Raw genomic sequence first — 24924 nt, forward strand, 5'->3', positions numbered from 1 at the left:
GGTTACCTCACATGGGTAGCGTTACTCAGATCGCAGAGCTTCAGTGGGATTTATCGTGGATGCTTGGGCAGCAGGCACGACAGCAGCCAACATCCCGACAATCAATAAAGTCACGACCGAAGCACCGATCGATAGAGGATCGACATTGCTAACGTGGTACAGCAGCGTGCTTAGAAAATGTGCGCACACGAGAGCACCGGCGAGTCCGGCGAGAATTCCGATGGCCGTCAAGGTCGTTACCTCGCGCAACACGAGCAGCACAATATTTGTCCGATTCGCTCCTACGGCCATCCGTACTCCGATTTCCCGTGTCCGCTGTTCGACCGAATACGCGATCACTCCATAAATACCGATAGAGGCGAGCGTCAAAGCGAGCAGCGCAAAGATGCCCAATAACACAGCGGTCACCTTTTGCCTTGCCAAGGAGTCGGAGAGTACCTCGTCGATAGTCTGGACGTGGTAGATGGGCTGATTCGGATCGAGCTGACGAACGGCATTGCGAACGTCGCCCGCAATGCTGTCTGGATCGATATTGGTGCGAAGGAGGATCACGGCGTGAGTCCCGAAGCCCGGAAGATACAGTTCGGGCTCTGCATCTGTTTCCACACCCAAATCTCGTGCATTCGAGACGACGCCAATCACCGGAACCTTATCAGGGTGAGGACTGAGAACGCCGAGCAGGATGCTTGATGTCAACGGGTCTCTGCCAGAAAGGTAGCGTTCATCAAACGCTTGGTTGACCACGAACAAGCTGGCATTGTTCTCAATGTCTTTCTGCTCAAACGTCCTGCCCTGTACAAGGCCAAGTCCCATCGTGCGGAAGAAATCAGGGCTGACAAAACGGATTTGCGCGAATGGGAATGCCCCAGGAGCTAAGGGTGCTGCGCCCGCTATGAGAAAGCGGGTCATGGAATGAGAAGCGTTGAGGGGCACGGCATTCGTAGTTCCAACCGAGGTGATGCCGGGCGACCTTTGCAGCTTATCAATAAGCGCCTCATAAAAATGATTGGTCGCCGTCGTCTGGTCCTGATAACGCGGCTGGGGTAAGGTGATTTCAAGGCTGAGCAGATGGTCGGTGCGGAAACCGGGATCGATTTGAATGAGCTTCTGGAAGCTGCGAACCAACAGCGACCCTAAGAACAGCACGACAATGGCGATTGCTACCTCCGCCGACACCAAAGCGCCTCTTCTCCAACTCTGTGTGCCGCTGCTGCCACGGTCGCCGGAGCGCAATGCCTCGGACAATCTCCGGGGCGAATGAAACATCGGCAGCAATCCGAAAAAGATCGCAGTGAAGAGGCAAACACTGAGCGCTACGAGTAAAACCGGCAGATCGAGACGGATTGATTGGACCAACGATGGGTCTGCGCCTGTGACATGGGCGAAGGCGGTTCGCAGCAGTGGGAGAATCAACTCGGCAAACATTGTCCCGAGAAGACCTCCAAACAAGCAAAGAAGAAGGGTTTCAGCAAGGTATTGTGTGAGCAGCCGGAGACGGCTTGCTCCGAGCGCCTGCCTAACGGCGGTCTCTCTCCGATGCGCGGAAGCCCTGACTAAAAGGAGATTCGCCACGTTGACACAGGCGATGAGCAGAACCAGCACGACGCATCCCATCAGGCTCAATAGCGCCGGGCGCAGCGAGCCTACGAGCTGCTCTCGCAGTGGAGTGAGAAGTACGCCGACATTTCGGTTCGTCGCCGGATAGCTCTGTGACAACCGTGCTGAGATGGTTGCCATATCGGCACGGGCCTGTCCTAAGTCAACTCCGGGTTTCAGACGGCCTAGAACATTGACCGTGTGCCAAACCCGAGATGCCTGCGATTCCTTATCCATCAGAGAAAGAGGCATCCAGAAATCGCCTGTCGCCGGGTAGGCACTTCCAGCGGGGAGCACTCCAACGATGATGTAGCTCACGTCATTCAGATCGACTGTGCGGCCAATGATGCTTTTGTCCGCGCCGAAATAGCGTTGCCAGGCTTCAGCGCTGATAACGGCAACATGGTTCGCTCTCGGTGTATCGTCCTGCTCCACAAAGGTCCGTCCCAGAGATGGGGTGATGCCAAGAAGCGAAAAGAAATTACTGGATGCGAGAACCCTATGGACCTGTTCGGCGTGCCCGTCCCAAACCAGCGACACGGTTTCAGGACTGACTATGGAGTATCCGGCCATCTGCTCAAAGCTGGACTGCTGCGAGCGCCAATCCGTGTAATCCGGAAAGGTAACCTCTCCCCCACCCGCGACCTGTGGATGTGTCTCGTTGATTGTGACGATGCGATCTGCCTGCCGGAAGGGCAGCGATCTGAGCAGCAGCGCATATGCACAGCTAAATATGGCAGTCGTTGCGCCGATGCCAAGGGCGAGTGTCAGAACCGCAGTGATGGAGAATCCGGGCGCTTTTGCCAATCGGCGAAAAGCGTACCGTAAATCCATCCAGAAAGACTCCAATGTGAGCGCGGCATCCGAAGCCGCCACTCGTTCCTTGGTCAGCGTGGGGTTTCCGAAACGGAGCAATGCGTCCCGGCGCGCCTGATCCGGCGGCATCCCCGACGCGAGGTTATCCGACATCCGCATCTCAATATGCGATTGCAGTTCATCGTCGATTTCCTGCGCAAGTCTTGCGCGACGGAAAAGATTCGAGACGCGGTTTAACAACGACATTCAATGGCCTCTCATTCACTTCGCAACGCACGCATTGGATCGACCGAGGCCGCCCGAAGTGCAGGTAGCCAGGAAGCAAGAGCTACGACCAGACAGAACGCCCCCGTGATCCCAACATACGTAAGCGGATCGACGACCTTTGTGTCTACTAGAAGGCTGCGAATCCATCGAGACAGGCATAGTGCTACGACGCAGCCGATGAGAATACCAGCCGCACCAAGCCTTAAACCTTGCCCCACGATTAGGCTGAACACCTTGGCCTTTGTAGCCCCAAGAGCCATCCGCACGCCGATTTCCGAGGTGCGCTGGCGAACCGAGGTCGAAAGAACACCGTAGACACCTAGCGCAGCAAGCAGCAAGGCCACAACGGAGAACGCGCCAATCAAGAGGAAAGCTAAGCGAGTCGTGGCTTGTGCCTGTGCTACCAAGTCGTCCATAGGCTCAACCTCAGTCAGAACCGCTTGGCCATTCCATTGAGTGATATGACTACGAACGATTGGCCCGTATGCGGATGGGTCGCCGGATGTTCGAATCGCCCATCGCGTGGCGAAACCGTGTCCCATGAAGCCGTCTGTCAAATAGATTTGTTCCCGGCCAGTCTCGGTCAAGGATGTATCCCGCTGATGCGCCACAACTCCTATGACCTCGACCCACTCCGGTTCGGGTGTGCGCAAACGGATCAGGATGCGTTTCCCAATGGCAGATTCATGGGGGAAGGCTTTCGCAGCGAGAAGCTGATCGATGATGACGAGATTGCGTTCAGGCGCGCTATCTGCCTCTGTAAAGCTACGACCTGCAAGCAGAGGTGTTTTGAGCGTTTCAAAGTATCCCGGCAAGACCACCTGATAGTTAGCGGACTGGAACTTGCTTGAATCGCCGAGTGCCTGTTCTGTCCCCCAGCGGATGGGAAAGAACTGATCCGCCAGCGGGAAAGGTGACGCGGCAGTTACGCCCGTCACACCGGAAATGCTTGTCAGGGAATCATGAATCTCGCGCGTGACAGCGCTGCGTTGCTCAGGGCTGGATGCTTGAGGAGCAATGATTTGGAAAGTCAAAAGATTCCGAGCATCGAATCCAGGATCGACATTCTGTAGCTTCAGGAAACTACGAAGCATTAGCCCGGCTCCGACCAGTAGTGCAAAGGATAGAGCGATCTCCGCAACCACAACTCCGTTGCGCAAAAGGCGTCCACCAGCAAGCAACGAGTTCTGACCGCCCGACCGCAGAACAGTCATCAAAGCTGGGCGTGACACATGCAGTGCAGGACCAACTCCGAAGAGGGCCGCTGCTCCAATGCCGAAGAGCGCGGCAAATGTAATGACGGTCGCATCTAAATGCACCGATGCCAGGAGAGGTTGATTGGGCAGCGCGAAGTTCGCTAGTTCGTGAACGGCTGTCCAAGCGATCCCTAAACCAAAGAGCGTACCGGCCCCGGCAAGCAGCATCGCCTCTGCTAGCACTTGGCGAATCAGATCCCACCGTCCGCCTCCCAAAGCATTGCGAACTGCAAGCTCGCGCTCCCTGAGTGACATCCGTACTAACAGAAGATTTGCCACATTGGCGCAGGCAATGAGCAGCAGGAACGCGGCAGCCCCCATCAAGGCGATAACGGAAGGCGTCAACTCTGCCACTAGATACTGATGCATCGGGTGCAACTGGATGTGGCAATCCGATGTTTGCCAAAGAGAAAAATCTCTTCTTAGCTGGGAGGCAACGCCGTCCACTTCCGATTGCGCATTGGCTACGCTAACGCTGTCTTTCAATCTCCCAATGACGCGGTATATCAAAGTCTTCCTATCCGCGTTGTTGTAGGTCAGGCGCGTGGCAATCCAGACGTCCGGCAGGCGCTCGACATCCGCCTTCGGTGGAAACAGCAGCTCAAACCCAGGCGCAAGAACGCCAACAATTTCGGAGCCGTTATTAGCATCGCTCGACAAGCGCTGCCCGATTACAGCGGGATTGCCTCCGTAGCGCCGCTGCCAATACTCATAGCTCAGAATGGCCGGTGGTGCGGCGTTCTGCCCGGCTTGTGTTGGCGTTGCTGCGTCGAGCGTTCCACCTTGCGAGGGTGCATCCGCCTGGTTGAAATCGCGTCCCAGCAGCACCTTTCCGCCTAGTACGCTGAAAAAGTTCGTCGTGATCGACGCGGTACGAACTTGCTCCATCGTGCCGTCCCGATGCGCTAAGAGCATCTTGCCCGTCCTCACACCGGCGAATCCGTCAAACATTCGCTTGGCCCCATTCTCAAGATCAACGAAATCAGGGCTAGAGAAAGGAAGATCGGAGGTATTTCGATTACGCATTTCCCCGGTTGCAACAACGAGCCTGTCCGGCTGTCGATAAGGGAGCGGGCGTAACAAGACCGAATGGACGACGCTAAATACCGCAACGGTCGCGCCGATGCCAAGAGCGATGGTTCCGATGACCGTTAGAGCGAAGGTGGGATTTTTCTGGAACTGTCGAAGCGCATATCGAAGATCACGTAAGAACATCTCAACCCCCAATCCAGCATCGACGGCCACAATCCTTTCTCTGATGGCCGTGGGATTACCGAATCGCAGCAGCGCATCTCGCCTTGCAACTTCGGGAGACATTCCGGCTGCGATGTTGTCGTCTGTCCGCATTTCAATGTGCGACCGAAGCTCATCTCTGATCTCTCGGTCCAACTGCAAACGCGAAGCTAAATTGACCATGCGACGGAGAAAAGACATTGACCACCTTCATGCATAACGCAGCATGGCACGTACACCCTTCACAAGCTGTTCGAAGTTCTTCTCGACTTCCTGTAAGTGCTTGCGTCCGGCAGCGGTGAGCTTGTAATACTTCGCCCGCCTATTTGTTTCCGTGAGTGCCCATGACGCGCTGATCCAGCCGTTTTGTTCCATGCGATGCAGGGCTGGATACAAGGAGCCTTCCTCGACCCGCAACAATTCATCGGAAGCAGTCTGAATGTGCAGCACAATTCCGTAGCCGTGCAGCTCCCCGGTCTGGGCAAGTGTCTTGAGGACAAGAAGATCCACAGTACCTTGAAGGTCGGTCTTAGCCATTCGCGCAAACCTCGTTGGAGCAGATGCTATCCATAGAGCGCTAGGGGTGTCAAATGAGCATGGTATTCGCGCTCTTTCGTCGCCTGGATGCCTTGACATCTAGGTGTGCAACGGCTTATAGCTCTTAATCGTAGCCCTAGCCGTCTAGGGGTAGGCTTGGGTATCGGCCATAGCGGAGGATCATCATGACAAACCGATTTGCACGACTAGGCGTTATCTTTCTAGGCTTCGCATTCTTGACTTGCCAATCGCAAGCGACCGTCCGAGATGACCTGAATCATGCCATCGCCCTGCGCAATCAAGGTGCTTTCAAGGAAGCCGTCACGGTACTCAAACGGATCGTAAATACTCCATCCGCTTCCATGTCTCCGGCTGAGACGGAGGAAGCGTTGAGTGCGCTCGGATCAGCATATCTGGGTGCTGGCAATTATTCCGAAGCCAGGAAGTGCAGTGAAAAAGCCCTCCGGCTTGTCAAAGCTACCAACCCGGAAAATCTGAAAGAGGAAGCTGCTGTTCTCGATCAACTTGGATTGGTCTACATGAAACTTGACGACAGCAGTCGTGAATCCAAGGCGCGCGATCAGGCTCTCAATCTGTACGAACAGTTGGGAGATCACGAAGGCATCTTCGAAGAGAGAAATAGCCAGGCCAATTTGGCGATCAAAACAATGAAGCTTCGGCAGGCTCATGAGCTGATGGACAAAGCATTCGAGCAAATGCCTTTCGCTAGCAAATTCGCCACAGGCGACATGGCCACTTTTTACAGCAACGTCGGTTGGCTGGCCTACACGGAAAGCAAATCAGACGCGGCCTTTGAGGCATACAAGAAGGCATTGCAGTCGTGGACTAGTGCATATGGCCCACATGACTACAAAGTCGGTGAGACCTATATCCAGATCGGGAAGGTCTATCTGCAACGCAACGACGTTGTTGATGCCGACTCGAATATCCGCAGAGGAATGGGGATTCTGAAGCAAGCTCTCGGTGATAACGACCCAATAACACTCTCCGCACTGGTGCCCTATTCCCGATTGCTCGATATGGAAGGGCAACATGACCAAGCCGCTCAAATGCAGGCAACAGTCGAACAGTCACTTCACGGTAAGTTTGGGATCGGTTCCTGTACACGCTGTGGATCGTACGAACCGTATCCGCGTCTCTAGGCAGCCAACTTCTATATTTCGGATTTCTCGTCCGCGAAAGAGATTTACAACGATATGGATATTCAGCGTCCAGACCTCAAACGAAAGCAACGGAAGAAAGTCCTGCTCATTGGTCTTTCGCTAGTAGTGTTGTTGGCTGCGTCGGTGTACGGAGTGTCCCGGTTGCGGCCTGCTCTCCCGACCGTCGAGCGAAGCTCTGTCTGGACAGATACGGTGAAGCGTGGCCCGATGGTCCGCCAAGTGCGGGGCATCGGCACATTAGTACCACGCGAGGACCGGCTTCGGCTGATACCAGCCGAAACGGACGGGACGGTTGTCCGTATCGATATTTTGCCCGGTGCGAAGGTCGAGCCCGACTCTGTGTTGATGGAATTGACCGACCCGCAGTTGCAGCAGGAGCTTGTTGATGCACAACTGGAGCTGAAGGCGGCTTCCGTTGAGTATCGCAATCTGCAAGCGAAGCTTCAGAGCGATCTCATGACCGAGCGGTCAGCGCAGGCCACCGTAAATGCGGACAATCAGCAAGCACAGAAACAGGCGCAAACGGATAAGGCTCTTTACCAGCTAGGAGTCATCAGCGGATTGACGTATGACGCCTCGCAGGGCAAGGCTGATGAATATACAACGCGGACAAGCATCGAAAAAGAACGTCTGGATGTCAACAAGAACGCCATTGCCACTCAACTTGAAGTGCAACAGACCAAGGTCGAGCAGGCGAAAACGCTGCTGGCTCTGAAACAGAAGCAGATCGATGCTTTACAGGTGCGCGCCGGGATACACGGTGTCTTGGTAGACCTTCCGCATCAGGTAGGTGAGCATGTGACGCCGGGGACAACGCTCGCTAAGGTCGTTCAGCCCGATCAACTAAAAGCATCGCTCAAAATTGCTGAGACCCAGGCCCGCGATATTCAAATCGGCCAACCTGCCGAAATCGACACACACAATGGCCTCATCTCGGGGAACGTTTCACGCATCGACCCTGCCGTCCAAAACGGAACAGTAACCGTGGATGTAGCTCTCACAGGCTCGTTGCCCCAGGGTGCCCGACCGGATTTGAGCGTCGATGGGACCATCGACCTGGATCGTTTGCAGAACGCGCTGTATGTGGGCAGGCCAGCCTTCGGAAACGAAGACAGCACAATCAGTCTCTTCAGGATCGACGGTAAGGGCGACACCGCTACTCGCGTGCCGGTGAAGGTAGGCCGGGCTTCAGTGAACACTATTCAGATCGTGTCCGGCTTGAAGGAGGGAGATACAGTCATCCTTTCAGATATGTCGCGGTGGGATAAAGCAGATCGGGTACAGCTCCAATAGAGGTGATGCAAATGATGGAAGCGAACGAGCCATTGATTCAGATAGACCAACTCACAAAGGTCTTCTACACGGACGAGGTTGAGACGCACGCACTCTCAGGCGTTGCACTCTCTATCAAGCGCGGCGAATACATTGCCATGTCCGGCCCGTCAGGTTGTGGGAAGTCTACTCTGCTTTCGATTCTGGGATTGCTGGATACTCCAACCAGCGGACGCTATCAGCTTAATGGACGAGCTGTAGACAATCTGAGCTTCTCGGAGCGGTCGCGGATACGAAATCAGGAGATTGGCTTCATCTTTCAGAGCTTCAATCTGATTGGGGATCTGACTGTAGCTGAGAACGTCGAGTTGCCTTTGACATATCGTGCCGGAATGCCCGCAGCCGAACGCAAGCGTCGGGTTCAGGAGTCGTTGGAAAGAGTTGCGATGGCCCACCGCATGAAGCACTATCCGTCGCAGCTTTCCGGTGGTCAACAACAGCGTGTAGCTGTGGCGAGGGCACTTGCTGGTTCTCCTTCCATCCTTCTTGCCGATGAGCCGACCGGAAACCTTGACTCTAGGAATGGCGAGGCCGTGATGCAGCTCATGGCAGAGCTACATAAGGAAGGAGCAACGATCTGCATGGTGACCCACGATCCTCGGTTCGCGGCCCATGCAGACCGTCAAGTACACCTCTTTGACGGACAGGTTGTCTCCGAAGAAGAGCTAAAGCGGAAGCTGACCGAGATTGAGGCGTAGGGACGCTTCAATCTCGGTGTGCTTGATACCGACGTGCCTAGACCCTAGCTGGTGAAGATGGATGCTTATGAAGAGACTTTTTACTTCGACTCTCGTGATTTGTTCAGTGATCGGCTCCTGGCAGCGGACTGTGGCACAGACACCGGCCTTGAACTTGAATCTTCCGAGGTCGAAGAATCCGTTTGGACCTTACATCCCGAGTCTCGTTCCCGCAGCGAGTCTCGCAAATTCACCTCGGATCGACCAGCTCATCCGTGATGGGAAGTTGTATCTATCGCTCGATGATGCCATCCGCCTCGCCCTCGAAAATAATCTCGACATCGCCATCTCTCGCTATAACCTTCCCATCGCTGAAGCCGACATCGAACGGACACGGGCGGGTGGTGCCTTTCGTGGTGTCAACGCTGGCATCGTTCAGAACACGCCGGGAGGCGGCGTTGGCGGATTGGGGTCTGGCGCTCCTGGCGCTGGCGCAGGAGGAACGACAGGTGGAGCGGGAGGTGCCGGAAGTGGAGCCTCTGGTATCGTTCAGTCCACATTGGGCGCAGGCACCGCGGTTTCCTCCTACGATCCCACGATCACAGGAACAGCAAGCATCGAACATTACACTCAACCGCTATCCAATCTTCAGATATACGGTGTTCCTTCTTTACAGTTGAATACCACTGGCGCGAACCTCACATATAGTCAGGCTTTCCCAACGGGGACGGCGTTCAGTTTCAACTTTGAGGACACTCGGCAGACTGGCAACAGTATTTACAACTACTTGAATCCAGCGCTCAACGTCTACTACCGGATCACCTTTCAGCAACAACTCCTGGCGGGGTTCGGCTTAGGGCCGAACCTTCGATATCTGCGGATCGCAAAGAACAATCGCAAGATTTCAGATATCGCCTTCAAAGACCAGGTGATTGCGACGGTAACGCAGATCGCCAATATGTATTGGGATTTGGCGGACGCTTATCAGGACGTGCAGGTCAAGGAGCGCTCCTTCCAGTTCGCCAAGGAGACTCTGGACAGGGATCAAAGACAATTGGAACTGCGCGCAATTCCTGCAATGGATGTCACCAAAGCTGGCGCGGAGATGGAGAACAGGGAGCAAGACCTAACTTCTGCCAAGACAACTTTGGTGCTTCAGGAGTCATTGATAAAGAATGCTTTGACGAAGAACCTTGACGATCTCACACTAGAAGAGATTCCCGTCGTGCCAACCGAAAGAATGAATTTAGATACGGACGCGGCGGCAGGTTCGACGCTAGAGAGCCTCACAAACGAGGCTCTGCGTGATCGACCGGAACTGCAAGAATCAACCATCGACCTAGAGAGCCGAAACATCAGCAGATCTGCGGCGCGCAATGCTTTGCTTCCGACTGTGAGCCTGCAAGGCTACTACGGAGGCTCCGGCCTTGCCGGAGTTGATAACCCGGCATCCGGCTACGATTCGTCGGTGCCAACTGAGAATTCCGCTGCTATACGCAGAGCCTTCAACAATAGCTCACCTGATTATCTCGTAGGTCTGTCCGTGCGAATCCCTCTGAGGAATCGCGTCCTGAAATCCGACCAATATCGGTCGGAGCTGGAATATCGCCAGTCGGAGCTGCTCATTCAGCAGCAAAAGAAACAGATTCGGATCGAAGTCCGCAACGCTCTATATGCCTTGCAACAGAGTCAAGCCCGCGTTGCCTCTGCTCGTAGGGGATGCGACTTGGCTCAGAAGACCTTCGATATTTCAAAGCAGGAGCAGCAGTTGGGAGCAGGCTCAAACGCCCAGACTCTTCTTGCACAGCGTGATCTCGCCGTTGCGGAATCATCACTGGCGGAAGCGGAAACGCTCTATGAAAAGAGTCGTATTGAGCTTGAGCGTGCAGTCGGATCGACACTCGAAAACCACGGAATTGCAATTGATGATGCAAAACAAGGTGCAGTAGCGAAAACTCGTTGAACCACGCGAAGCCTCTTGCGAAAGTGAAGTCACTATTTTGATTTCTTCGAGAAAGGTCTCATGAACTTCCCGCATCGGTTGCGTGGCGAGCAAGACACATATGGGCAAAGACTGTCGCAGGAGAACAGTCGGGCCGACTGAAAGACTACTTTCCCCAGGTCAACCACTCAAGTCGAGGAGTATCAAGAGTGCCTGAATCGATTGACATAACGTTGAAGCGGGTTGCAGTTGTCCTTGCGGACGAGCTGGACTACTTACAGGCCGCAGAGAAGCTGAATATTCCAACTGGCGTCTTGAAAGAGAAAATCTCTGCGCTCGAATCGCAGCTTTACTTGCATATCTTCAAGCCTAGACAGAACAAAGTCGAGCTGACCGAGGAAGGACGGTTCCTCGTCAGGGTTTTCCGAGAGGCCGTTGCGAAACACGACAAGATCCAGCACGACAATTCGAGAAGGCCGGACTCATAACCCTGCCTATCCGGCAGGCTGGAAGCCATGCGCCGCGAGCACGTCTTCCTCGATTTCGGCTGAGTAAAGTGGACAGTAGTCCAAGAAAACAAACTCTTCCAGCTTTTGCGCATCTTCAGAGTTGAGCAAGCGCAACTCTTGGAGCACGGCAATCATGCTGGTGCGGCACTCGAAATGGCGATGGCGCATTGTCCCTTTGGACCACTTGCCCCAGACAACCACATCGAGCCCATCTTCGCCGGGGAAGATAACCATCCTCACCTGCATGTAGTACCGGCCTCCCAAGGTCGATGTGGAGATTGGCTGTGCATCGTCTGATTCGTCCTCAGCCACCCTCCCTCGTACTAGGCCAGCATAGACAATGATTCCAAGGGATGTCATTCTCTCTTTGCTATTGGGTCAAATCAGTTCGATGGCACTGCGTTTCGTCAGGGCGACAACTCTCCGACCAATTGGCCTGGTTGGACGAACGATTTTTTCCTCCGGTTAGAGGGCGATGCGGACACCAAAAAACGGATTCATCTGGTAGACTTAATCTTGTAGTTGCCGTTGCGGTTTGGAGTCCTATTTGGTGTCCACGTGGTGTCCACCGAAGCCTAAAAACCGAGTCCACAGCAGCGATAAGGTAGAAGAGAGCGAAAATAGCGAAATCTGCGAAACGCTTGATTCTATGTGACATATAGCCAAGTTGTTGAAAAACAATCTGGGGACGTAGCTCAGTTGGTCAGAGCGCTGCCCTGTCACGGCAGAGGTCGCGGGTTCGAGCCCCGTCGTCCCCGCCATAAAACCTAAGAAAACGAAGGTTTTATGGCAAGTGGCAAAATCAAGAACCTCCTCTGAGGGTGCTGACGAGGGTGCCGTAAGCTTCTTTCTTCCTGTCTCGAACACCATCTCCATCACTCGATTGTTGGCCTCGCGCTTCGTCGCGGAGATCACACTCTCGTCTACCCACGAGCGAGATCAGCCGCGATTCTCTTCATTCCGCCGAAGCATCGCGAACACTTTCCCAGGCCGCTCCAGCGATGGCCACCGCGCACCGCAAATCCGGCAATGGCTGATCCGGCGTTCTGCTTTTGAAGCCAGCACAGATCGAGGGCAGACTGATTCTGCGGCAGACTGATGAAATGAATGCTCGCCCGTGGTCAGTCTGTAGTCAGTAATTCTTCAAAAAAGCCGCCGATCTGACGTTTACGGTCCACGAAGTGAATTTCCAAAATCCAGTGGCGTTTCTGACCCTTCTCATCGGCAGAGCGCATCCGCAAATTGCTACCCGGGTGGACATAAAGCGTCACTTTGTCGTCTGCAATTCGCTCGTGCGGAAAGTGGCCGATCAGATGTCCGGCGATCGGACCGCCGAACTCCCAGCCATATCTCTCGGCAAGAGAAACAGCATAGGCGAAAAGCTGGTTCGCCGTAATATCCTGATTTTCCTTAAAGTGACGCTTCCCTTCAGCGAATGCTTTCGCCACGTCATCGCGCATCTTCAGTTTTGCCGGATCCGGCCCGATGACGAACGTGCGGCCGAAATCAGCTTCGTAGTCTTCAAATACAGGTCCAAGATCGAGAAACAGAATGTCGTCTTCGCCAATGATATGATCCGGTGGATTTTCGGCATACGGCAGCAGTGTATTGGCTCCGGCACGGACGATCCGTTTATGCCAGTAGGTAGAAATGCCGAACATCTCCTTTGCCAGATCGTAGATCTCCTGATTGAGCCGGCTCTCCGTGATGCCGGGACGGATCAATCCGCGAGCTTCGACCTCATGAAAGAGTTGTTCTGCCTTACTCTGCGCCTCGCGGAGTTCTGTAACCTTTTTCTCTTCCAGAGCGTCTACCGAAGTGGTCTCATCTGACATGCTGTACCTCGCTAACCTTTATAGTGCCCGTATAGTGCCCGACAGAAGGGGTTGAATCCGATGTCCGTGGTTTCCTGTTGCCGAAAAGTAAAACTGTCCATCATAGCGGCGATCATCGTCGTATGCTCATCTGCCTGTCAGCCCGCAGCCGCGCAGGATCCGCCAAGCATCGTCGGAAGTTCGCCGCTGTATGGACTTTCAGGGGCAACGGGGTGGATCAATTCCAAACCTTTGACAGCAAAACAGCTCAGGGGGAAGGTTGTTCTCGTCGACTTCTGGACCTATTCCTGTATCAACTGCCTGCGTGCTCTGCCTTATATTCGCGCGTGGGCGGACAAATATAAAGACAGCGGTCTGGTCGTGATCGGAGTACACACGCCGGAGTTCGACTTTGAGAAACAACTGCCCAATGTACAGAAAGCAGTTCAAAAGTTCGGCATTACCTATCCGATTGCCCTGGACAGCAATCATGCCATCTGGAATGCCTTCCACAATGAATTCTGGCCGGCCCATTACTTTATCGACGCGAATGGCAAGGTACGCTATGAGCACTTCGGTGAAGGAGATTACGACCAGTCCGAACGATGGATACAGGATCTGCTGAAAGAGGCGAATGCAAAACGAATGCCGCCCAGCATCGTTCATGTGAATGGGCAGGGGGTTCAGGCTGCCGCCGACATGGGCCAGATTCTCTCCCCTGAAACCTATATCGGTTATGCGCGCGCTGATCACTTTGGGTCGCCGGGTGGGATCAGACAGGGTCAGGAGCAGCTTTACGCAGCTCCGGAAAACCTGAGGCTGAATGAATGGGGGCTTGCCGGCAAATGGGTTGACTACGCGCAGGTCGCCGTTCTGAGGTCGGCCGGCGGGAAGATTATCTTCCGTTTTCACGCCCGCGATCTGCATCTCGTACTTGGTTCATCCGCCGATGGCACACCGATTCGCTTTCGGGTGACGATTGACGGGCAGGCTCCCGGAGAGAATCATGGAGTGGACACGGACGCACAGGGCAACGGAGTCGTAACAGATCACCGCCTCTATCAGCTGGTGAGACAAAAAGACGCCATCAGAGACCATGTCTTCACCATTGAATTTCAGGACCCGGGCGTGCAGGCGTTTTCTTTCACCTTTGGATGACAAACCTGTGGAGGTGCTCATGAAACAGAAAGCAAATAATGCTGCGAAGCAAATGACTCGTCGGTTCTTTGTGATCGCCGGAAGCTCTGCCGTGACCGCGATGTTCCTCAATCTTCGATATGGGACTGAGCGCGTCGAAGCGAAGACAGGTGCGCTGAAAGAGGTCAGGATCGTTGAATTTTCCGCCGCCGGACAACGGGGAGATACCGTATCTTTACCGGTCATCACCAGGACCGATGCGGAGTGGAAGCAACAGCTGTCATCCGCTGCGTTTTACATAACACGGCAGGACGGCACGGAAAGACCTTACTCCGGAGAGTACTGGGATCTGCATGACAAGGGTCTTTATCACTGCATCTGCTGCGATACCACGCTCTTCAGCTCCGATACAAAGTTTGAGTCAGGTACAGGATGGCCAAGCTTCTGGCAGCCGATCGCCAAAGAAAATATTCGTGAAATCCTCGATCTGTCTCTGGGGATAGAGCGTACGGCAGTGTCGTGCCGGCGGTGCGACGCCCATCTTGGGCATGTCTTCAATGATGGACCAAGGCCGACCGGCCTTCGCTACTGCATGAACTCGGTGGCACTTAAATTCGTGAAGTTTGCCTGATGCTTTATGGGGTGCAAAACAGAAGCGTGCCCGGGAATGCCTATACGCAGATCCTTGCCGAAGTGAGTGCGTTTGCAGAATCCGCATCCGATCTCGCGGCGCTGCAGAACTTCATCGTCAGGATCATTTCACAGCGCCTTTCCTGGTATCACTGGACAGGCTTTTACATGCTCGATCCCGAGAATCCGGAGATGCTGATCCTCGGACCATTTCACGGCGCGCCGACCGAGCACGTACGCATTCCCGTAAGCCAGGGAATCTGCGGAGCCGCTGTCGCGCAGAATGACACCGTGATCGTGGACGACGTCAATTCCGATCCGCGTTATCTCGCCTGCTCTCTGGAAACGAAGTCTGAGATTGTCGTGCCCATTCGAGCCGGTGGTGCGGTAGTGGGTGAAATCGACATCGACAGCCATAACCCTGCGGCCTTCACGCCGCAGGATAAAGAGTTCCTCGAACTATGCGCCGTGATTGTGGGCGGCTTTATAGAACGGACTCAGACCGTCTCGTCAGATTCAAAATAAAAGCGGTAATGATTTCTGCAGCCTGGGTTGAAGCCGGCTCCGCAGTGCGGGCACAGGTGGCTGCTGTTCATGTATTCGCGAATCGTCAGTTCATTCCCGCAGGCTCCGCAAAGAATTGCCAGAGCATCCCATTCTGCACGCGGCCAGACTTTGATGTCATGACCAGCGAGCAATTCATGACATTCTTTGCAGGCATAGTAAACGCCGCAGCAGGCCATCCTGATTGCGATGATGTCCAGCGGTGAGTGGTAGTGGACACACCTCGTCTCCGCATCCACAGCAACTCCCCGGACCTCCGGCCTCCTCAGCGTCACACGCCTATCAGAACACAGTACGAGAAGACCAGTTTTAAAGAAATTGCTGATTCCTTATGTTGCGTATGGTGCATTACACCTTGCATCATGTATGCTTCGCTCGCGGGCCTTTCCACCTATCCCAAAGCAGCGACACGAGGCAGCCCTGGATGAAAGCATTTTTCTCTTTTACTTCTGCGTCACGCCGCAGTTTTCTGCATATAGCTATCCCCGGCATAGCCATCGCAGCCGGATGCGTCCTTGCCGTGCATGCCGCCGCTCCCAAAAAGTCCTCTGATACTGCGAATGCCGACTGGGCTGCCTATGAAGGCAATGCGGACGGTAATCACTACACTCCGCTCTCGCAGATCAATCAGTCCAATGTTGACCAGTTAAAAGTGGCATGGACCTATGACATCGGAGCTTCTATCTCCACCGGCAATCCGCTCGTCGTCAAGGACGTCATGTATGTCATCGGCAGAAACGGTTCTATCGCCGCGCTCGATGCCGCCAGCGGCAGGGAGATCTGGGTTTCCGAGCCCAAAATGGTGAGCCCCCGTCAGCGCGGTCTTGCCTATTGGGAGAGCACGGACCACACCAAAAAGCGCATCGTTTTCTTTCTTGCCAATCGCATTCGCCAGATCGACGCCAACACCGGCAAACTTGACCCCGGCTATAACGTCGACCTGAAGCAGGGACTCGAGCGCGATCCCGAAACCATCTTCAACGTGCAGAACTCTTCTCCGCCGCGTGTCTGGCACGATACGCTGCTCGTCGGCTCCAGCCCGGGTGAAGAGTACGGCTCACCTGTTGGGGATATCCGCGCCTATGACCTCAACACGGGCAGCCTCATCTGGCAGTTTCACACAATTCCCATGCCGGGCGAGCCGCATGCTGATGAATGGGGTCCCAACCCGCGAGCTTTCCATGGAGGAACCAACAACTGGTCTGAGGCTTCTGTCGACGAAAAGCGAGGCATTTTATATGCCGGCACCGGAGCACCTACCTATGATTTCTGGGGAGTCGATCGCCCCGGAGATAACCGCTATGCCGACAGCCTCCTTGCCATCGACATTCCGACAGGCAAACTCCTCTGGACCTTCCAGGATGTTCATCACGACCTCTGGGATTATGACCTTGCCTCCACGCCCGTTCTTTTTACCGCGAAGAGTCATGGCAAGGCAGTGGATGCAGTCGCGATCGCCGGCAAGACCGGCTTTCTCTTCGCCTTCGATCGCGTGACCGGCAAACCACTCTTTCCGATCGAGGAACGTCCCGTTCCACAGGGCGAGCACATGGAGGGCGAAAAGCTTTCGCCCACTCAGCCGTTTCCTGCCGTACTCAAGCCCTTCATCCGCCAGAACTACACCGCGGCTGATATCGACCCTGCTATTCCCGAGCCTGAACGGTCGGAGATCATCAGGCGCTTCAACACCGTCCGTTGGGATGGCATGTTCACGCCACCGTCCACAAGACCTACACTTCAGACCGCCAGCTCCAACGGAGGAGCCAATTTCGGCATGACTGCGGCCGATCCTGTCCGAGGCCGCGTCTACGTCATCGGCTTCAACATCCCCGACGTCATCGAGCTCAAAAAATCCGTACCGAAGTTCGGCGCAGGCAACAACCCTATGGAGCGCGGCCGCTCGCTCTATCAGCAGAACTGCTCCATGTGTCACGGACCTGACCGGATGGGACACTCGCCCAACTACCCGTCACTCGTCGGCGTTGGCGCCCGCATGAACCAGGAAGAGCTGACCGACTTTATCCACAATGGCAGGGCGCCCATGCCGGGCTTCCCCAACATCACCGGCCAGTCCATGACCGACCTGCTCACCTATGTGAACAATGGTTTCATGCCAAGCGACGCGCCACCGCGCAAAGTCATGAAAGGCCTTGCAGAAGGCGAGCCTCGCTGGCGTACTGATTACGGCTACTGGTACTCCAAATCCACCGGTGATGGCGTCATGCGCCCACCGTGGACCGTGCTCACTGCCTACGACATGAATACCGGCCGGCAAATCTGGCAGGTGCCTGTCGATAGTGACCCCAATTATCCGGACAAGAGCATCAAGACCGGAACCGGCGATCTCACCAAGTTCGGCATCGTCATTACCGGCGGCAATCTGCTCTTCGTTCCTGAACCTCGCCTGCAGAAGCTGATGGCAGTCGATCCCGATACCGGTAAAACTGTCTGGGAGGGGAATCTGCCAGAGAAGGCTGTTGGTATTCCGGCGGCGTATTCCGTCGATGGCCGCGAATACATCGCAGTTCCCGCAGCCAGCGGAGTTACTCCCAGAACCGCAAAGGGTGGGACAGCGCCTGAGGTCCACAACCAGTTTGTTGTCTTCGCTCTTCCTGAAAAGAAGTAACCCGTCCACCTTGAGCGCAGAAGGAGCCTGACACGCTTTCTTCTGCTGCTCGTTGCCTGCCACCATCTTCTGTCGCACTGGCTGGCTGCGTCAGCTTGGCTCCCGGCCTGTTCCTTCGCAGAGGAACAGCGCTGCTGATACTTTCAGTGGCACAATCCCCGAGAGCCTGCGCTCAAAAGTATGGCTCTTCCCTGCAACCGGGCAGGCTTTACGCGAATCTGAGCAGTGAAGGCTCTGCGGATAATTAACTCGCGAGACACCGGAACCGGCTATTAAGCCTTGCGGTTTGCCTGCGCCCGGACGGTGGCGCCTCGCAGAACGCTGACGAGGTGTTCGATATCGATCGGATAACTCAGAAATGAGACCGCGCCAAGATCGGTAGCCTGTGATTTAGCCGCCTGCGTATCGTACGTGGCCGAATGGAAGACGACAGGGATCGATTCCGTCTCGGGATTTTCCTTGAGACGCTGACATATATCGAATCCCGTAGTGTCGGGGAGATGAATGTCCAGAAGAATAACGTCGGGCTGGCGAACCGATACCAGGCTCAGCGTTTCCGCGCCGGTATGGGCATGAATCACGTCGAAACCCGATTCGTGAAGATGCCTGCCCAGCGAGTACTGATGGGTGTGATTGTCATCCACGAGAAGAACAAGGCTTCGATGCAAAGACTGCAAACCTGGAGTCTCCATAGTTCTGGTATTCATAACTTCAGAGTAAATTCGCTTTATTGTAGGGGTAGACTCCAGCCGGGTCAATCTTTAGAAAGCACCAAAAAGCGCCATTCTCTAATCCCCTGATTCAACAAAAGATATTTCCTCGGAGAACTCTCCGCGAGGAAACCGGTCCGCTATACTGAAGCGTCAAATCATTCCCACTGAGAGGTCCCGGTGAGCACATCCAGGATTCCCGAAATTCTCCGAAAGCATGAAGCGGCTCTGTTAGATGACTGGACCCGCGAACAAAATCAGCTCGGCGACATCAGCCACCGCCTGTCAGAGGCGGATCTCCGCGCGCAGTCCCGGCGTTTTCTGCAGCTTCTTCAGGAGGCAGCAACGAGAGGGGACGCTGCCGATACCGACACAGAGGCTTTCCGGGAGGTTCGCAGGTTTCTGGAAGAGGTTTCCGCCAGCCGGGCAGCGCTCGGATTCAGCCCCAGCGAGACCGCAACCTTTGTTTTTTCCTTCAAGCAGCCGCTCTTCAACCAGATCCGCGCTTCCCTGCCCAGTGCTGAGGACCAGCTTGCTGAAATCTGGACCGCGACCCTGCTGCTCGACAAGCTCGGCCTCTACACGATGGAAACCTATCAAAAGACGCGCGAGTCGATCATCGCCCGGCAGCAGGAGGAGATGCTGGAGCTTTCGACGCCGGTCGTAAAACTCTGGGACGGGGTACTGGCTCTGCCCATCATCGGAACTCTGGATTCGAGCCGCACGCAGACCATCATGGAAAACCTGCTGGAGAAGATCGTCGAGACCGGCTCGGAGCTGGCCATCATCGATATCACGGGCGTTCCCACCGTCGACACTCTGACGGCGCAGCATCTGCTGAAGACGGTGACGGCGGCGCGGCTTATGGGTGCGGAGTGCATCATCAGCGGCATCCGGCCGCAGATTGCGCAGACCATCGTTCACCTTGGAGTGGAGCTCGGCGACATCATTACGAAAGCAAGTCTTGCCGATGCCTTCCGCATCGCCATGCAGCGCACGGGACATGTCGTGGTCCGCAAAGCCGCTACGAGCAGGCTTTAATCAGGAGGAGAACGAAACGTGGAACATATTCCTATTCTGCGCATGGGTAGTTTTCTCCTGATCACGGTGCAGGTCGATATGCATGATCGTCTGGCGCTGCAGCTGCAGGACGATCTCACCGAGAGGATCGTGCAGCACGGTTCTCACGGCGTGCTGATCGACATCTCGGCGCTTGAAGTTGTCGACTCGTTTATCGGCCGCATGCTGGGCAATATCGCCTCCATGTCGCGCGTGCTCGATGCACAGACTGTAGTGGTCGGCATGCGTCCGGCCGTGGCCATCACGCTTGTGGAGCTGGGCATGTCTCTGCCCGGAATTCGCACTGCCCTGACGGTGGAGCGCGGTATGGAAATCCTTCGTGGAGACGTGGAGAATTCCATGCAGGAGCTGGAGGCGGAAGAGCCGGAGAGGGCCGCAGATGGAAGTTCTGAAGTCTGACTCTTTGCCCATCCGAACCTCGGAGGATATGGTGAGCGTGCGCACCTCCGTGCGAAAGTTCGCAACCGAGCTCCGCTTCGGCATCGTCGATCAGACCAAGATCGTCACCGCTGCCAGCGAAATTGCCCGCAATACCCTCGACTATGGCCGCGGCGGAGATCTCCGCATGGAAGCTCTCAGCAACGGAACGAAGAGAGGGCTGCGGCTTATCTTCACCGATCGCGGGCCGGGAATCCGCGATATCGAACGGGCACTGACCGATGGATTCACAAGCGGGAATGGTATGGGGCTTGGCCTGGGCGGCACGCGCCGTCTGATGGATGAGTTTGAGATTGCATCCAAAGTGAACGAAGGGACAACCGTAACCATCACCAAATGGAGCCGCTAAGCCAAACCTCGATCGTCGCCGTCCAGGATTCCTCCCAGGTTGCCGTGGCGCGGCGCGCCGCCACCGAGTTTGCGAAGATCGCCGGGCTGGATGAGCAGCGCATATCCGCTGTAAACATTGTTGTTGTTGAGCTGGCGAACAATCTTCTGCAGCATGCCGGCGGCGGCAATCTCTACCTGCGTTACCTGGAGCCGGTCGGCGCGCTGGAGATCGCCTCGGTCGATCACGGCAAAGGCATGCACAATATCGAGCGCTGCCTCGAAGACGGCTTCAGCACGGCCTCTACTCCCGGCCTTGGGCTGGGCGCCGTTCGCCGATTTGCGCTTCGGTTTTCCGGATATTCGCTTCCTGGGCGCTCCACTGTAATCGCAGCCCGCCTGGCGGAGCGGAAGGCTGCACCCGATTTCTCGGTGATCAGCACCGCGATTCAGGGCGAAACGCTGAGCGGAGATGGATGGTCCGTTTCAGAAGATGGACGAGCCTTCCTTGTAGTGGATGGCCTTGGACACGGTATGTTCGCCGCCGATGCCGCCAAAGCCGCGATCAGCATCTTTCAGAAGTACCAGAACTCTTCTCCACAGGTCATTCTCGAAATGGCGCATGCGGCTCTGCGATCCACGCGAGGTGCCGCAGCCGCTGTCGCCCGAGTGAACCCCGGGACCTCGACCCTCGACTTTGCCGGAATTGGAAACATCAGCTGCGTCCTGATGGGGCCGGAGCGCAGTCAAAGCCTGGTCTCTCACAACGGCACCCTGGGGCACCAGATGCGCCGTGTACAGCAGTTCCAGTATCCCTGTCAGCCTTCCGATCTGCTGCTCATGCAGTCCGACGGGCTCACCACGCAGTCGCGGCTCGGCATTCCGCCTTCTCTTCTGTTGCAGTCTCCCTCTGTCGTTGCTCCGCTGCTGTTCTCCGAGCAGGTGCGCGGGCGCGACGATGCAACGATTCTGGTGACCCGCCTTGCCTAAATCCACTCCATCCCGCCTGCTCTCCGTGAACCTCTCCACGGAAACGGATTTCCTGCTCGCGCGGCAGCGCGCCAAGCAAATCGCCGAGGTTCTTGGCTTTGAAACGCAGGATCAGACACGCATCGCCACTGCCGTCTCTGAGATAGCCCGCAACGCGTATGAATACGCAACCAGCGGCGTGGTCGAATTTTATCTGGAGCGTGAGGATCAGGCCGCATTCAGAATCGTCGTCAAAGACAAGGGAAAGGGCATTCCCCGGCTCGATGAGATTCTGGACGGGAACTATATCTCCGCTTCGGGCATGGGCATCGGCATTGGCGGTTCCCGTCGTCTTATGGACGACATGCACATTGCCAGCTCCGCAAGCGGCACGACAGTGATTCTGCGCAAATTTCTTCCGCGGGGCGTCGCAGTTCCCACGCTGAAGGCGGTCGGGGAGCGTCTCGGCTCGATTGCTCCGCAGGATCTCGGTACGGCGGCTCACACCCAGAACCGCGAGATGGTCCGGCTTCTGAACGACCTTCGCGAGAAGGAGCGCGAGCTTTCGCAGCTGAATCAGGAGCTGAAGGAGACCAACCGCGGCGTCATGGTTCTCTACTCCGAGCTGGAAGACCGCGCGCAGGAGCTGCAGCAGGCCTCGGAGATGAAGACCCGCTTCATTTCAGGAGTCACGCACGAGCTGCGCACGCCGCTGAATTCGATCGTTTCCCTTGCTGGTCTTTTGATTCGCCGTATCGATGGAGAGCTGACCGCCGAGCAGGAGAAGCAGGTTCTCTTTATTCAGCGCTCCGCGCAGAACCTTACCGACATGGTGAACGATCTTCTGGACCTCGCAAAAATCGAAGCCGGCAAAGTGACCACCCGGCTGAGCGAGTTCACCATTGCAGAGTTTTTCGCCGCGCTGCGCGGTATGTTCCGTCCGCTGGCTACGAACGAGAATGTGCAGCTCATCATCGAAGAGAGTCCGGTGGTCGGCACACGCCTCTATACCGACGAGGGCAAGCTGGCGCAAATCCTGCGCAACTTCATTTCGAATGCGCTGAAGTTTACCGAGCGGGGCAAGGTGCACGTCAGCGCCGCGCTGGTCCCCAATGGCGGCGTTCGTTTTTCGGTTCGCGATACCGGGATCGGCATCGCCGATGAGAACAAAGAGCTGGTGTGGCAGGAGTGGGGTCAGATTGAGGCCGATCAGCGCTCCCGGCATAAGGGCAGCGGCCTTGGTCTTCCTCTTGCGAGACAGCTCGCAACCCTTCTGGGAGGCTCCACCTGGCTCGAGTCCACACTGGGAGAAGGCTCGACCTTCTATGTGGAGATCCCCACCGCGGTCGCGGCTTCTTCAGAGCCGGCGCCGCTGTCAGAAAGCGAGCAGACGATTCTGATGGTCGACGATGACGAGGTGGCTCGCTATATTCTGCGCCGCAACCTGGTCACTCTCACCTCGGCCCGTCTTCTTGAGGCTCCTTCTCTTGTGGAAGCGAGACGTCTTCTCGCAACATGCACACCATCGCTTATCTTCCTTGATATCGTCATGCCGGAAGAGAACGGCCTGGCCTTTGCCGAACAGCTCCGCATGCTGCCTGATATGGCAGATCTCCCCATTGTGCTTTTGAGCTCGAAAATCCTCTCCGCCGAAGAACAGGCCCTCGTCGAGCGTCATAATCTGACCTACATCAATAAAGATCGAGGTGACGCACAGGATCAGCATGCGGCGCTGGAGCGCGTGCTGCTCAATCTGGGGCTAAGCGACCTGCATGAGAGAGGAGGCGCGCATTGATTCACCACAGGAAGCGTCCTGTTCTTTACGTCGACGACACCATAGAACAGCGCTACGCCATGCGGCGCATCCTCGAAACGGAAGGCTTCGCGGTTCTGGAGGCGGGAAGCGGAAAAGAGGCGCTCGCTCTGATGCAGCAGCCACTCGCTCTCGCGGTCGTCGATGTAAAGCTCCCCGATATGAGCGGCTATGATCTCTCGCGCAGAATCAAGGCGAAAGAGCCTCATCTGCCTATCCTCCAGGTCTCCGCCAGCTTCAGTGATCCGGACCTTAGAGCTTCCGGATTTTCAGGAGGCGCCGACGCCTACATCGCTCAGCCGGTCCACCCGGCAGAGCTGATCGCACTTGTGCGCAGAATACTGCGCACTTCGGAAACGGAGGATCTGCTCCGCTTTCTTGCGACCATCGGCTCAAAGATAACCTTCAGCACGTCTCTCGAAGACACGGCAAAGAGTATCTGCAGCGCAGTCACTCCCTATTTTGCAGATCGCTGTGCCATCCATCTGAACAGCACGCCCGAGCACTCTTCTTCCGGCTGGACGGTGGAGCTCGATGCGGAGTATCGCGAGGCGATGAAGGACGATCCGGAGGCGAAACCGGTTCATATGATCAGCAGCAGACTGCTGATCAGTCCGCTATCGGTTACAAATCCCGGGTTCGGAGCCATCGCCTTCGAATTAAACAAGGACCGCGAATACTCGGCAGCAGATCTGGTTCTGGCAGCCGACCTGGCCAGCCGCGCCGGCCTGTCGCTGCAGAACTGTATCCTTCTTTCTTCGGAGCAATCCATTCGATCCGCGCTGATTCAGGCTGAGAAGCTGGCAACCGCGGGCCGCATGTCTGCCGCTATCGCGCATGAGATCAATAACCCTCTTGAAGCTGTGACGAATCTGCTCTTTATCATTGAGCAATCGCAGGAAGCGACTCCTCTGATTCGCGAGACCGCCGGCTCTGCACTGACGGAGGTGACGCGTTTGGCCCACATTGCCCGCCAGTCTCTCGGCTTCTATCGCGAGCTGCGGACTCCTTCCACGCTGGATCTTTCGCAAAGCGTCCTGGATGCCCTTGAGTTTTATAACAAGCGCTTGTCCGCCAGAGGGATCGAAGTCACACTGAACCTCGGGGAATCGGTTCTGATCCAGGGTATCCGGGGAGAGATTCGGCAGGTCATCTCAAACCTGCTGGTCAATGCACTGGAGTCGATGGAGAACGGCGGAGAAATTGCCATCGCCACGTTCAGGCGTAACGACCGGGCAATGCTCTCTATCAGCGACAACGGCCCCGGCATCGGAAGAGAAATTCAGTCCCGCGTCTTCGAGCCGTTTTTCACCACCAAGCAGGGCACAGGAACAGGGCTTGGGTTATGGATTACGAAGTCGATCGTCGAAAAGCACGACGGGAAAATACTTCTCACCTCGCGCAATGACCGCAATCACGGCAGCAAATTCGAGATTGACTTCCCTGCCGTCGAACAACGATAAGCTG

The 24924-nt window shown here is 55.8% G+C and carries 22 protein-coding genes and 1 tRNA gene; 16 read left to right on the forward strand and 7 right to left on the reverse strand.

The genetic code is table 11. The annotated features are described in order from the left end of the window. Positions 1-21 precede the first annotated feature (21 nt). The 3 genes from D0Y96_RS00750 to D0Y96_RS00760 are packed head-to-tail and all read right to left on the reverse strand — an operon-like array spanning position 22 to position 5705. Complete coding sequence (locus tag D0Y96_RS00750) at positions 22-2658, reverse strand: ABC transporter permease (protein ID WP_252263360.1); 2637 nt, start codon at positions 2656-2658, stop codon at positions 22-24. Positions 2659-2669: 11 nt separating this feature from the next. Continuing rightward, a complete protein-coding gene (locus tag D0Y96_RS00755) occupies positions 2670-5369 on the reverse strand; it encodes an ABC transporter permease (protein WP_117297279.1) in 2700 nt (899 codons plus the stop codon). A gap of 9 nt (positions 5370-5378) precedes the next feature. Then, a complete protein-coding gene (locus D0Y96_RS00760; RefSeq protein ID WP_117297281.1) occupies positions 5379-5705 on the reverse strand; it encodes a PadR family transcriptional regulator in 327 nt (108 codons plus the stop codon). Between the two features lie 185 nt (positions 5706-5890). Between D0Y96_RS00760 and D0Y96_RS00765 the strand changes: the two genes are divergently transcribed. The 5 genes from D0Y96_RS00765 (at position 5891) to D0Y96_RS00785 (ending at position 11328) form a co-directional block, all read left to right on the forward strand. Then, positions 5891-6868, forward strand: coding sequence for a tetratricopeptide repeat protein (locus D0Y96_RS00765; RefSeq protein ID WP_117297283.1), 978 nt, complete (start codon positions 5891-5893; stop codon positions 6866-6868). Between the two features lie 54 nt (positions 6869-6922). After that, positions 6923-8182, forward strand: a complete 1260-nt coding sequence (locus tag D0Y96_RS00770) for an efflux RND transporter periplasmic adaptor subunit (protein ID WP_117297285.1) — start codon at positions 6923-6925, stop codon at positions 8180-8182. Between the two features lie 14 nt (positions 8183-8196). Further along, positions 8197-8919, forward strand: a complete 723-nt coding sequence (locus tag D0Y96_RS00775) for an ABC transporter ATP-binding protein (protein ID WP_117297979.1) — start codon at positions 8197-8199, stop codon at positions 8917-8919. Positions 8920-8986: 67 nt separating this feature from the next. After that, positions 8987-10861, forward strand: a complete 1875-nt coding sequence (locus tag D0Y96_RS00780) for a TolC family protein (RefSeq protein ID WP_252263361.1) — start codon at positions 8987-8989, stop codon at positions 10859-10861. Positions 10862-11049: 188 nt separating this feature from the next. Further along, on the forward strand, positions 11050-11328 hold the full coding sequence (locus D0Y96_RS00785; protein WP_117297289.1) for a LysR family transcriptional regulator: 279 nt from the start codon (positions 11050-11052) through the stop codon (positions 11326-11328). Between the two features lie 6 nt (positions 11329-11334). Here D0Y96_RS00785 and D0Y96_RS00790 read toward each other — a convergent pair whose 3' ends face one another. Beyond that, positions 11335-11583 carry a hypothetical protein gene (locus D0Y96_RS00790; protein WP_252263362.1) on the reverse strand — a complete coding sequence of 83 codons (249 nt, stop codon included), beginning with the start codon at positions 11581-11583 and terminating at the stop codon, positions 11335-11337. Positions 11584-12033: 450 nt separating this feature from the next. Between D0Y96_RS00790 and D0Y96_RS00795 the strand changes: the two genes are divergently transcribed. Beyond that, a tRNA-Asp gene (locus D0Y96_RS00795) sits at positions 12034-12110 on the forward strand. Positions 12111-12470: 360 nt separating this feature from the next. Here D0Y96_RS00795 and D0Y96_RS00800 read toward each other — a convergent pair. After that, positions 12471-13184, reverse strand: coding sequence for a M24 family metallopeptidase (locus tag D0Y96_RS00800; protein ID WP_117297291.1), 714 nt, complete (start codon positions 13182-13184; stop codon positions 12471-12473). A 231-nt stretch (positions 13185-13415) separates the two neighbouring features. Here D0Y96_RS00800 and D0Y96_RS00805 point away from each other — a divergent pair, with 231 nt between their 5' ends. The 3 genes from D0Y96_RS00805 (at position 13416) to D0Y96_RS00815 (ending at position 15455) form a co-directional block, all read left to right on the forward strand. Further along, positions 13416-14321 (forward strand): redoxin family protein, encoded by a 906-nt coding sequence (locus D0Y96_RS00805; RefSeq protein WP_252263363.1) that lies wholly within the window; start codon positions 13416-13418, stop codon positions 14319-14321. Then, on the forward strand, positions 14314-14931 hold the full coding sequence (gene msrB / locus D0Y96_RS00810) for a peptide-methionine (R)-S-oxide reductase MsrB (RefSeq protein ID WP_252263364.1): 618 nt from the start codon (positions 14314-14316) through the stop codon (positions 14929-14931). The genes D0Y96_RS00805 and msrB overlap by 8 nt, the downstream gene beginning before the upstream one ends. A gap of 62 nt (positions 14932-14993) precedes the next feature. Beyond that, a complete protein-coding gene (locus tag D0Y96_RS00815; protein ID WP_350448935.1) occupies positions 14994-15455 on the forward strand; it encodes a GAF domain-containing protein in 462 nt (153 codons plus the stop codon). Here the strand turns inward: D0Y96_RS00815 and D0Y96_RS00820 are convergent. After that, positions 15428-15673: a CHY zinc finger protein gene (locus D0Y96_RS00820; protein WP_252263420.1), complete on the reverse strand. Its 246-nt coding sequence runs from the start codon at positions 15671-15673 to the stop codon at positions 15428-15430. The two genes, D0Y96_RS00815 and D0Y96_RS00820, sit on opposite strands and share 28 nt — an antisense overlap. Positions 15674-15918: 245 nt before the next feature. Between D0Y96_RS00820 and D0Y96_RS00825 the strand changes: the two genes are divergently transcribed. Beyond that, entirely contained in the window at positions 15919-18120 is a 2202-nt protein-coding gene (locus D0Y96_RS00825; protein ID WP_158562113.1) for an outer membrane protein assembly factor BamB family protein, read from the forward strand. A 272-nt stretch (positions 18121-18392) separates the two neighbouring features. On the opposite strand, the gene D0Y96_RS00830 is transcribed toward D0Y96_RS00825, so the two are convergent. Next, positions 18393-18827, reverse strand: a complete 435-nt coding sequence (locus D0Y96_RS00830) for a response regulator (protein WP_117297302.1) — start codon at positions 18825-18827, stop codon at positions 18393-18395. Between the two features lie 183 nt (positions 18828-19010). Here D0Y96_RS00830 and D0Y96_RS20640 point away from each other — a divergent pair, with 183 nt between their 5' ends. Genes D0Y96_RS20640 through D0Y96_RS00860 form a run of 6 tightly spaced genes read left to right on the forward strand, consistent with a single transcriptional unit; the run spans position 19011 to position 24920 of the window. Further along, the gene (locus tag D0Y96_RS20640) at positions 19011-19871 is read left to right on the forward strand and encodes an STAS domain-containing protein (protein WP_117297304.1); all 861 of its coding nucleotides are present in this window, start codon (positions 19011-19013) and stop codon (positions 19869-19871) included. An 18-nt stretch (positions 19872-19889) separates the two neighbouring features. Beyond that, on the forward strand, positions 19890-20309 hold the full coding sequence (locus D0Y96_RS00840) for an STAS domain-containing protein (RefSeq protein WP_117297306.1): 420 nt from the start codon (positions 19890-19892) through the stop codon (positions 20307-20309). Continuing rightward, a complete protein-coding gene (locus D0Y96_RS00845) occupies positions 20290-20697 on the forward strand; it encodes an anti-sigma regulatory factor (RefSeq protein WP_117297312.1) in 408 nt (135 codons plus the stop codon). Before D0Y96_RS00840 ends, D0Y96_RS00845 begins: the two co-directional genes overlap by 20 nt. Further along, positions 20685-21665 (forward strand): ATP-binding SpoIIE family protein phosphatase, encoded by a 981-nt coding sequence (locus D0Y96_RS00850; protein WP_117297314.1) that lies wholly within the window; start codon positions 20685-20687, stop codon positions 21663-21665. The genes D0Y96_RS00845 and D0Y96_RS00850 overlap by 13 nt, the downstream gene beginning before the upstream one ends. After that, positions 21658-23439 (forward strand): ATP-binding response regulator, encoded by a 1782-nt coding sequence (locus D0Y96_RS00855; protein ID WP_117297317.1) that lies wholly within the window; start codon positions 21658-21660, stop codon positions 23437-23439. The genes D0Y96_RS00850 and D0Y96_RS00855 overlap by 8 nt, the downstream gene beginning before the upstream one ends. Continuing rightward, the gene (locus D0Y96_RS00860; protein ID WP_117297318.1) at positions 23436-24920 is read left to right on the forward strand and encodes a hybrid sensor histidine kinase/response regulator; all 1485 of its coding nucleotides are present in this window, start codon (positions 23436-23438) and stop codon (positions 24918-24920) included. The genes D0Y96_RS00855 and D0Y96_RS00860 overlap by 4 nt, the downstream gene beginning before the upstream one ends. Positions 24921-24924 lie beyond the last annotated feature (4 nt).

This window comes from Paracidobacterium acidisoli, assembly GCF_003428625.2.
GTDB classification, from domain to species: Bacteria; Acidobacteriota; Terriglobia; order Terriglobales; family Acidobacteriaceae; genus Paracidobacterium; species Paracidobacterium acidisoli.

Excerpts from the sequence above, each read along its gene's own strand:
- D0Y96_RS00765 (WP_117297283.1), top strand. The coding sequence starts at position 5,891 with ATGACAAACCGATTTGCACGACTAGGCGTTATCTTTCTAGGCTTCGCA.
- D0Y96_RS00775 (WP_117297979.1), top strand. The coding sequence starts at position 8,197 with ATGGAAGCGAACGAGCCATTGATTCAGATAGACCAACTCACAAAGGTC.
- D0Y96_RS00790 (WP_252263362.1), bottom strand. The coding sequence starts at position 11,583 with ATGGTTATCTTCCCCGGCGAAGATGGGCTCGATGTGGTTGTCTGGGGC.
- D0Y96_RS00780 (WP_252263361.1), top strand. The coding sequence starts at position 8,987 with ATGAAGAGACTTTTTACTTCGACTCTCGTGATTTGTTCAGTGATCGGC.
- D0Y96_RS00800 (WP_117297291.1), bottom strand. The coding sequence starts at position 13,184 with ATGTCAGATGAGACCACTTCGGTAGACGCTCTGGAAGAGAAAAAGGTT.
- D0Y96_RS00760 (WP_117297281.1), bottom strand. The coding sequence starts at position 5,705 with ATGGCTAAGACCGACCTTCAAGGTACTGTGGATCTTCTTGTCCTCAAG.
- D0Y96_RS00770 (WP_117297285.1), top strand. The coding sequence starts at position 6,923 with ATGGATATTCAGCGTCCAGACCTCAAACGAAAGCAACGGAAGAAAGTC.
- D0Y96_RS00820 (WP_252263420.1), bottom strand. The coding sequence starts at position 15,673 with ATGGCCTGCTGCGGCGTTTACTATGCCTGCAAAGAATGTCATGAATTG.
- D0Y96_RS00850 (WP_117297314.1), top strand. The coding sequence starts at position 20,685 with ATGGAGCCGCTAAGCCAAACCTCGATCGTCGCCGTCCAGGATTCCTCC.
- D0Y96_RS00845 (WP_117297312.1), top strand. The coding sequence starts at position 20,290 with ATGGAAGTTCTGAAGTCTGACTCTTTGCCCATCCGAACCTCGGAGGAT.
- D0Y96_RS00755 (WP_117297279.1), bottom strand. The coding sequence starts at position 5,369 with ATGTCTTTTCTCCGTCGCATGGTCAATTTAGCTTCGCGTTTGCAGTTG.
- D0Y96_RS00830 (WP_117297302.1), bottom strand. The coding sequence starts at position 18,827 with ATGAATACCAGAACTATGGAGACTCCAGGTTTGCAGTCTTTGCATCGA.
- D0Y96_RS00825 (WP_158562113.1), top strand. The coding sequence starts at position 15,919 with ATGAAAGCATTTTTCTCTTTTACTTCTGCGTCACGCCGCAGTTTTCTG.
- D0Y96_RS00750 (WP_252263360.1), bottom strand. The coding sequence starts at position 2,658 with ATGTCGTTGTTAAACCGCGTCTCGAATCTTTTCCGTCGCGCAAGACTT.